This is a genomic window from Mesorhizobium sp. L48C026A00, assembly GCF_000502375.1.
Classification (GTDB): Bacteria; Pseudomonadota; Alphaproteobacteria; order Rhizobiales; family Rhizobiaceae; genus Mesorhizobium; species Mesorhizobium muleiense.
In genome coordinates this window covers 1-8,865 of sequence record NZ_AYWU01000062.1, presented here as the reverse complement: position 1 = coordinate 8,865, position 8,865 = coordinate 1, and the positions used below count along the sequence as shown (strand labels likewise).

Annotated in this window: 2 protein-coding genes and 6 pseudogenes; all 8 read right to left on the bottom strand. The window is 58.2% G+C overall.

What is annotated here, in order from left to right; genetic code table 11:
• Positions 1-677, bottom strand: a pseudogene (locus tag X738_RS79690) (IS110 family transposase); the annotation flags it as partial.
• Between the two features lie 484 nt (positions 678-1,161).
• Positions 1,162-2,343: pseudogene (locus X738_RS81520) on the bottom strand (IS110 family transposase).
• Positions 2,344-2,565: 222 nt separating this feature from the next.
• Positions 2,566-2,747, bottom strand: a pseudogene (locus tag X738_RS84150) (IS66 family transposase); the annotation flags it as partial.
• A gap of 155 nt (positions 2,748-2,902) precedes the next feature.
• A complete protein-coding gene (locus X738_RS79670; RefSeq protein WP_031257110.1) occupies positions 2,903-3,394 on the bottom strand; it encodes a VOC family protein in 492 nt (163 codons plus the stop codon).
• Entirely contained in the window at positions 3,349-3,600 is a 252-nt protein-coding gene (locus X738_RS89500; protein ID WP_156942777.1) for a VOC family protein, read from the bottom strand. The genes X738_RS79670 and X738_RS89500 overlap by 46 nt, the downstream gene beginning before the upstream one ends.
• A 948-nt stretch (positions 3,601-4,548) precedes the next feature.
• Positions 4,549-4,632 (bottom strand): annotated as a pseudogene (locus tag X738_RS88105) (IS6 family transposase); the annotation flags it as partial.
• A gap of 628 nt (positions 4,633-5,260) precedes the next feature.
• Positions 5,261-7,320 (bottom strand): annotated as a pseudogene (locus tag X738_RS89865) (Tn3 family transposase); the annotation flags it as partial.
• A gap of 356 nt (positions 7,321-7,676) precedes the next feature.
• A pseudogene (locus X738_RS79655) lies at positions 7,677-8,707 on the bottom strand (IS110 family transposase).
• Positions 8,708-8,865 lie beyond the last annotated feature (158 nt).

The window sequence follows — 8,865 nt, the reverse complement described above, 5'->3', positions numbered from 1 at the left end:
CCCGCCGATCATAAGATGCAATGCGTTGGTCCAGTTCGGCCAACTCCGTTTGCACTTCTCGGATCAGCACCCGCACCAATTCATTGAGACCATCGTCGCTGCCCCCCGTAATTTCAGCAAGGGCCCGGCGCAGCCGTGGGATGTCGCGGGCAATGACCACTCCATGCTCGGCTAGAAGTCCACGAACCTGATTAACGAGCTTGACCCGATCTGCAACCAGACGGCTGCGAATGCGATGAACCGCTTGAATCGCCAATTGATCGGCTGATTTCGGCGGAACAAAACGCATCGTCGGGCGGCCTACGGCTTCGCAAATCGCTTCAGCGTCATTCCGATCGTTCTTGTTGGACTTGACGTATGGCGTCACGAACTGAGGGCTGATCAGCCGAACCTCATGGCCGAGATCGGAAAGCACCCTTGCCCAATAATGCGCTCCGTTCGAGGCTTCCATGCCGACCAGACATCGTGGCAGATTGGCGAAGAAGNAGCACCCTTGCCCAATAATGCGCTCCGTTCGAGGCTTCCATGCCGACCAGACATCGTGGCAGATTGGCGAAGAAGGGGGCTACCGCATCGCGGCGTAGCGTTTTGCGCACGACGACTTTCCCGTGGCAGTCGACACCGTGAACCTCGAAGACGTATTTCGCTAGATCCAGGCCTATTCGAACGATCTGCATGACATCCTCCTTCGTTGCAGTTGGCGTTCGAGATTTCACCTCGCCTGGAGGGCGGGGTCCATACCATTGGCCTCCGCAGGCAAGGGCTTTCTGACGTTGCTGCCAGATTGGTCGGATGCAGGCATGTATTCGGCCTTTGAGTGCGGCCTATTGTTGCCGCTGGCCCTGATGAAGTCCGCTGATCGGATCCCAGAAAGGTCAACGCGCTTTTAAGCGGCACCCACTGAGCGGGTTTGTCCGATCCCGGCTCGACCGTCCGTCATCACACCATCAGCGCCTCACCAATCTCGGCAATCCTTCTCGACTGCTCAAACGGCGGCCGAAGCCTCAAAGCGTCGTCCGGACATCATTAGCGCCCAAACGACCCGCGCCATTTTGTTCGCCAGGGCGACGGCGACGACGTTGTATGGCTTCTTCATCAGAAGATCGGCCGCCCAGCGAGTTGATGGCGCTTTTCCTGTTCGGCTGAAGCGNTCTCGACTGCTCAAACGGCGGCCGAAGCCTCAAAGCGTCGTCCGGACATCATTAGCGCCCAAACGACCCGCGCTATTTTGTTCGCCAGGGCGACGGCGAGGACGTTGTATGGCTTCTTCATCAGAAGATCGGCCGCCCAGCGAGTTGATGGCGCTTTTCCTGTTCGGCTGAAGCGGCGTACGGCATGGGCACCGACCACGAGAAGGCGGCGGAGATAAGGATCGCCCTGCTTGCTAATCCTGCCGAGACGGTCCTTGCCGCCCGATGAGTTCTGCCGCGGCACCAGACCTATCCAGGCCGCCAGCTGCCGGCCGGATTTGAAGAGCGCTACGTCTGTCACGGTTGCGGCGATAGCGCTTGCAGTGATCGGGCCCATTCCCGGAACTGTCTCCAGGCGTCGGCTCAGTTCATTCGAGCGATGCCAGGCATGAATCTGGCGATCCATCTCGCTGACCTTCTCGTGCACTTCCCGCAATTGCCCGATCAGCGGAAGAAGCGCCGACTGCGCAAGCGGCGAGATGAGATCGTGATCATCATCTTCAACCAACGCGATCAGCATTCCGACGCCAGCAACACCCTGGCGGGTNCGGCGAGATGAGATCGTGATCATCATCTTCAACCAACGCGATCAGCATTCCGACGCCAGCAACACCCTGGCGGGTCACGATGCCGAACTCCGCCAGGTGGCCGCGCAAGGCGTTCACCAGCATTGTCCGTTGCCGGATCAAGAGTTCGCGGACCCGATGCAGCATCAGTACGCTCTGTTGCTCCTCGCTCTTCACCGGAACGAAGCGCATCGTCGGCCGGGCCACCGCCTCGCAGATCGCCTCGGCATCCGTCGCATCATTCTTCTGCCGCTTCACTTTACATATGGCTTGACGTAGGATGCAGGCATCAGCCGAACGTCGTGACCCAGTGACATAAGAACCCGAGCCCAGTGGTGCCCCGTCGCGCAAGCCTCGATGCCGATTAGGCACGGCGGCAATGCTTTGAAGAACCCAGCGACATCATCGCGGCGAAGCTTGCGACGGACAACGACANCGATTAGGCACGGCGGCAATGCTTTGAAGAACCCAGCGACATCATCGCGGCGAAGCTTGCGACGGACAACGACAACATCAGCGCCATTGACCCCGTGGACCTGAAACACCTGCTTGGCGATATCCAGACCAATTGTGGTAATCTTCTCCATGGACGGCTCTCCCTCATGTGACTTTCGACAGCCACACTTTGGCACATTGCGATGCCGGGAGCGGAGGCCGTCCACCACATCAGGTCACCGTGCCTGGCGCAGATCAGGTGACGCTTTCCTTTTCGTCNCCCGCTGGCGCTGCAATCCTCTGATGATCTGGCGCAGATAGGCATTTTCCGCTTCGCGCGAAAGCACCATCGCTTTGAGCGCATTCAGGTCACTCGGGGCGCAGGTGCAGGCGGCACGGCCGGTCCAGTCCGCGAGTGTCAAACGGTCGAGAGCGATGTCTCGCCGCTTGCAGATTTTTGGCAGTCTGTAGAGAGTGAGGTGATCGGCGCATTTGGAGACGGCGACTAGGCTACGATCGCTTTTGTCGGAATGCCACCTTCGATCAGTCTTGCGGGACCCTGGTAGGCCGGCGGGCGCGCCTGAAGTCGGATCACCAGCATCGCTATAGAAACCGAGGGGACCACACCTCNGACCCTGGTAGGCCGGCGGGCGCGCCTGAAGTCGGATCACCAGCATCGCTATAGAAACCGAGGGGACCACACCTCTTCGATCAGTATTTTCCAGCCTGCTCAAGTTGCTCGAAAAGCTCTTGTACGTTGTTTTCAAGAAATGCTTCCTCTCCGTTCCGATGGATGAGTTCAAAGCTTATCCCCGTATTAGGGCATCGAGAAGAGAATGCTTGTGTTAGGCCAGGTCCCTCAATAATGGTCGTGTCGAACGACAATCCCCGCGCTCTAAGCGTATTGACCGCCGCCGACACATCGTCGACAGCTAATGCAACATGAGCTAGACCTACCCCGTAATTTTGGACAAGTTGAGACACCTGCGACTCTGGCTCTGTGCCTTGGCAAAGTACAAAGCACATGTCGTTCCGAACCATGTCCGCACACACCATCCCAGTCTTCTTACCCTTTATATGCAAACGCCGCCTAAGCTTAAAGCCAAGGACATCTTGAAACAGGTGGATAGCGTCATCTAGTTTATGAACCGCCAAAGCTATGTGATCAATGCTGNCATGTCGTTCCGAACCATGTCCGCACACACCATCCCAGTCTTCTTACCCTTTATATGCAAACGCCGCCTAAGCTTGAAGCCAAGGACATCTTGAAACAGGTGGATAGCGTCATCTAGTTTATGAACCGCCAAAGCTATGTGATCAATGCTGTGTAATCGAGGGTCATGATGGCCATTTGCCTCGATAGATACTTTCAGAGAGCCATCAGACGGCGAACCCACGGGATAAGTCATTTTTTTGAGTCCTTCTGTTTAGGTGACGCAGCCAATTTAATGATCAAGCCATAAGCTTGCTAACAGCCTGATTACACATGAGTAGCCTCGCGTACGGGAATGGTCCATTTTTGCGTGGTCGTGGGACAATTTCTGCTCAGTGTGAGCGCGTTTGTCGATGACTTGCATTTAACATGCCAACGGAAAAAACAGGCGCTGGCGTCTGGAGCGGTTTCGCCGCTGACAGGGGGCAGGTCAAGCCGGTCAGGTTCACGCGCTTTGAAGCGGTGGGATCCCGATCGTCTGGTCAGGATCATGCGCGCGGAGCGCAAGGTATGATCGCCTCAGGAGTTGTCGTTTACGTGTCGTGCCACCAGATCCGGAGAGCATGAGGAACTGTGGGGCGGTTGGTGGCGGAGGCTCTCTGAACGGGCCGGAACCGCGCNTGCTCAGTGTGAGCGCGTTTGTCGATGACTTGCATTTAACATGCCAACGGAAAAAACAGGCGCTGGCGTCTGGCGCGGTTTCGCCGCTGACAGGGGGCAGGTCAAGCCGGTCAGGTTCACGCGCTTTGAAGCGGTGGGATCCCGATCGTCTGGTCAGGATCATGCGCGCGGAGCGCAAGGCATGATCGCCTCAGGAGTTGTCGTTTACGTGTCGTGCCACCAGATCCGGAGAGCATGAGGAACTGTGGGGCGGTTGGTGGCGGAGGCTCTCTGAACGGGCCGGAACCGCACCACAGAAAGTGCCCGTTTGGTCGGCCGCAACGTGACCGCCCCACAGTTCCTCATGCTCCCCTTCTCATAAAATCGCCGCTCCTCATGTCGCGCCGAACCGTACGGCAATATCGGGGACCGACTTGCCTTCGTCCGCCAGATCGCGGAACGCCTCGTACTGGTCGACCGGGTGCATCCGCTTTGTTGTCGGCCTTCAGACATGGACGTCTTCAACCGGACACGTTTGAACGCCACGGCGGATTGTCTCATAAGAAACCACGATCCCGCGCTCCAGCAGCATTTCTCCGACCAGACGCAGGCTGAAGGGGCCGGGAAACGATGGCGCTTGTGGCTGACAGTCGCGGTGTTCATGCCGTCGTCGATGCCGCAAACCCGTCGATTCTGCGAGGAGTCCTAAGCTGGCGTCTGATGAGGACAGCGTATCGCAAGTCCCACGATCCGGATCAGGGCCGCTTGATCACATCCCGTATTGTCGGGCGCGTAGCCGATGTGGCGCATCGTCAGGCGTGCCGTCAAAGACCTTGGCACGAGCCTTGCTGCACTAGCCTTGCTTAAGTGGAAACAAAACCACGAGCTCGCTGACCCGCATTGAAGGAGAAGTCGCATGTCCGGTATTGCGGGCGCGTTTGTGTTGCCTTCAAGTCATTCACAGGAGACGGTTTATAATCGGCTCAAGCACATGGTTCCGAAGCTTGACAATCGTGGACAAGCTGGGTTCGGTCTTGCAGCGTTCATGCATGCAAAAGGAATTCGATATATAAGGTCGTGTCGGCCACCACGCGAATTGGTAACCATCGATTGCGATGGGCAGGACGCGAATTTCAGGCCTCATGTAGCGATTGCACATATTCGCAATCCATCTTCCCAGGAAAACGGTGGCAACGTCGCCCAGCCTGTTGATAACCATAAAGCCGGCTGCCGCCCTTCTGCCGGGCGATCGCTTTGAGCCGTGGCGCGAGCTCGAAACCGAGCAGCCTGCAGAAGGCAAAGCCGATGNCCAGCTTCTGCCGGGCGATCGCTTTGAGCCGTGGCGCGAGCTCGAAACCGAGCAGCCTGCAGAAGGCAAAGCCGATGGCGCTCTGGCCATGGCTGTCGACATATTGCCGCTGGATCTCCATGTCCGTGCAATGCCGCAGCACGCCCTTGATCATCGAAGCGACCTCCGAAGACGAACAGCGCTTGAGCTGCGAGAAGATGCAGGTCGAGCCCTTGTCGACATGCCAGTAGATCATCACGCCGNACTTCTTGGAATCCGAAGCGCAGGCCGTACCGGCCTCGCCCCAGATGGCGGTGTTGCGGATGGCCAGTGTCGCGGTCGCAACGCTGGCGCAGGCTGCTTCGAGCGCTTCCCGGTGAACGAAGCGCCGGCCGACGTGAAGCAATTCCTCCTAACTGACGTCCGGGCATCCGGCCGCCACGCGCTTTAGGCCGGCATTCGTGCCCAATCCGTAAAGGCACAAGATCAGGCGCCGGTCGAGCGCACCGCGGGAAAGCGTCACGCGAGAGGCCGATGTTTCAAAGGCGTCCAGAAAGCCGGTGTCGAGCGCAGTCTCCTTCAAGACATCCAGGAGTTCCGCACCATAGTAGGCCGCACGCTTGGCCTCGAAATCCTTGGGCAGATCATCATCCGGATTGCGCCCCCGGATGCGGTCACGCAACTGGCTGAGCACACAGAGTTCATAGCTGATCTGGTTGATGCGCCCGTCCTTGCCGATGATCGCGCTGCGCCCTTTCGGCGGAATGACGCCTTCGATCGGTACGCCATTCCGCGGCACCACCCGACAGCCGGTGTCGAAGGCCTGCCGGATCCAGTCCAATGCCTCAACCACGGGCCGATGCACGGCATTGTTCGAACGAAACTCCAGAACCGAAAGCAGCTTCGGCAGTATGCGTCGATAGTGACCGGCATAGGAGCCACGCATCACTTGGTAGATGTGCCGTTCGAGCGTGCCCTTCGCCCGATGCTCCTTGACGATCGCCTCAAGCTTATCCTTGCCCGCCACCGGAAAGATTACATCGCAGACCCGGCCGTCCGGCGTCTCGATCGCCGCATCCGCAATATCGACCAGCAACCGTTCCTTGCCATAGACCTTCTCAATATCCCTGGCGATTCGGCGACCACCTTGCGCTTCGAACGCACCCCGATCTTGTGGATGGCCTCCACCAGCAGGTCGATCATCTCGGCGATGATCTGTGCTTCCCGCACCATCAGGAAGACGGCACAGAGGCCAAGTTGCCGCCTGGGGGCGTGGCGGCGCATCTCCGACGCCTTTTCGGCACCGACCCGCCGGACGATCTGATCGATCCAAGGCTTGCCGGCACCCGTCAGCAAATCCCTTAGCAGTGTCAGGTTTTGAATGAAGGCCAGCCGGTCCGCTAGGGAAAGCATATTCTCCAGCGTTGCGGCACCTGCATTGCCCTTGATCGTGTGGAACCCCGTCGGGCTCTCCGGATCTGCAAGTGAAGCTTCCATCAGAGCGGCCGTTTCCGGAACGAGCCGGTGCGCCACACGGCAAGAAATGTTTCTAGGAACCGTTGCCGTTCGGAACGTACAAGCCGCTCCATCTCCTTGTCCGACGGGCCGAAAATCTTGTGGTCGCGGAACCAGAGAAAGACAGCCTCCAGCATCGCCGCGACCGACTGCCCGCCCGGGCAAAGCTCCGTTGCTATCCAGTCCGCAAGGCGCCGCGCGATCCGCCCGCCTCATGCGGCGAAAGCCCAGATGGCGCAGAATCTCCGCGCAATGGCGGCGGCCCGAGCGTCCTAAAAAATGGTAGCCGCCGAGATCGGCCTTGCCCACGTCAAGCTGGGCGGCCAGATAGGAAATCGCTTCGTCGGGAACCTCGGTCGCGCCGGTGGCAAAGTATCCGAAGGCTGCGAAGAACTTCAGCTGCACCGCCAGTCCGAGCCTCGACCCGGCCGGCTTGGCGTTCACAAAGTCAATATCGGCAAACGAGAGGCTCCACTCACCGACCAACGACTCAGGTGAAACACGCAAACCCATACGTCCACTCCCTGTTCAAGGAGCGAATTCTCAGGCGATGACACCATGGCGGTCAATCCGTTCGGGCAACGTTCCACAACTTGGCCAAAATCGCATATGTGGAACGGCCCGCTTGGCAAGATATTTCCTCATGTATTTCCCAAATATGGACGGTGCAGTCATATGTCCGGCCTGTTTTCTGGCCCTTCAGCCACGGCCACGATGAGATCCGCGGAGCAAATCGCCTAATCAGCTTCTCGCGCTGTAACGCGCCTGCGATTTTGCGGTCTGATTTGCTTCGGGATGTCGTCCCGTTGGGTCATCACAATTGGCACCTTGCCTGCCTCTCCGACCGGCTGGCCAGAAAGCTCTAAAACCTAAGCTTGGGCGATCATCTTCGCTCCTATATAGTTATCGCCGCGAACGAGAAGAGCCCAGATGATGCGCGCGATCTTGTTTGCGAGAGCGACCGCGACAACCTTGAACGGGCGGCGCAATATCATCGCCGCTATCCATGGTGATGCCTGGAGGCCACGACGGGCGAGCTTGAGGACCGACGTTGCTCCAGCGACAAGCAGCGTGCGCAATTGCTGGTTTCCGCGCTTTGAGATCGAACCGATCGTTCTTTTCCTCCGCTGGAATGTGCGCGTGGTGTCAACCCAATCCAGGCAGCAAAGTCCCGACCGGTTTTAAAGCCGGCAGGATCAGGGACTACTGCCCGGACGGTCGCCGCAAAGATCGGACCCACGCCGGGGATCGCCGTCAAGCGTCGGGCGTTGTCATCTTTTCTTATAGCCTCAAGGATTTTTCGATCGAGTCTTTCAATGCGTGCCGTCACGGTCTCGATTTGCTCAACGAGCTCTTCCAAAGCCATTCGCGCTGCACCCGGCAATCTCAGGTCACTGTCGTCGCGTACTATGGCGGCAAGGCTGACGATTCCGACCAGACCGGTCGCCCTGACAATGCCCAGTTCGGCAAGATGCGCTCTTAGGGCATTGATTGTTTGAGTGCGCTGGCGGATAAGCAAATCTCGCGCTTTGAGCACCATTCCGGCAGCCTGCTCGTCCTGTGTTTTTACCGGAACATAGCGCATGGTCGGCCGCGTGACTGCCTCGCAGATAGCTTCAGCGTCTGCAGCATCGGTTTTGTTGCGTTTGAGGTAGGCCTTCACGTATGCGGGTGGCATCATCCGAACCGTATGACCCAGGGCCTGAATTTCCCGAGCCCAATAATGCGCGCTGCCACAAGCTTCCATACCCACGAGGCAAGGCTGCAACTTGCGAAAGAAGTCCAGAACCTGCGACCGACGCAGTGTACGGCGTACAATCACGGGTCCTTCTTCGGCTATGCCATGAACTTGAAAAACGGATTTGGCCAGATCAAGCCCGACTGTGGTAATCTTCTCCATGGAGCGGTCCTTCCTTTTTGTGGCGTTTCAACACGACCACGTTAGGCATTCGATGCCGTTTGAGAAGGGCCGTTCCACCTCATCAGCTTCGGGCCGTGTGTGGACGCCCCCGGGAATGCAAGTGATTTCTTTCACTTTGGCGATGAGCAATGCGGTCG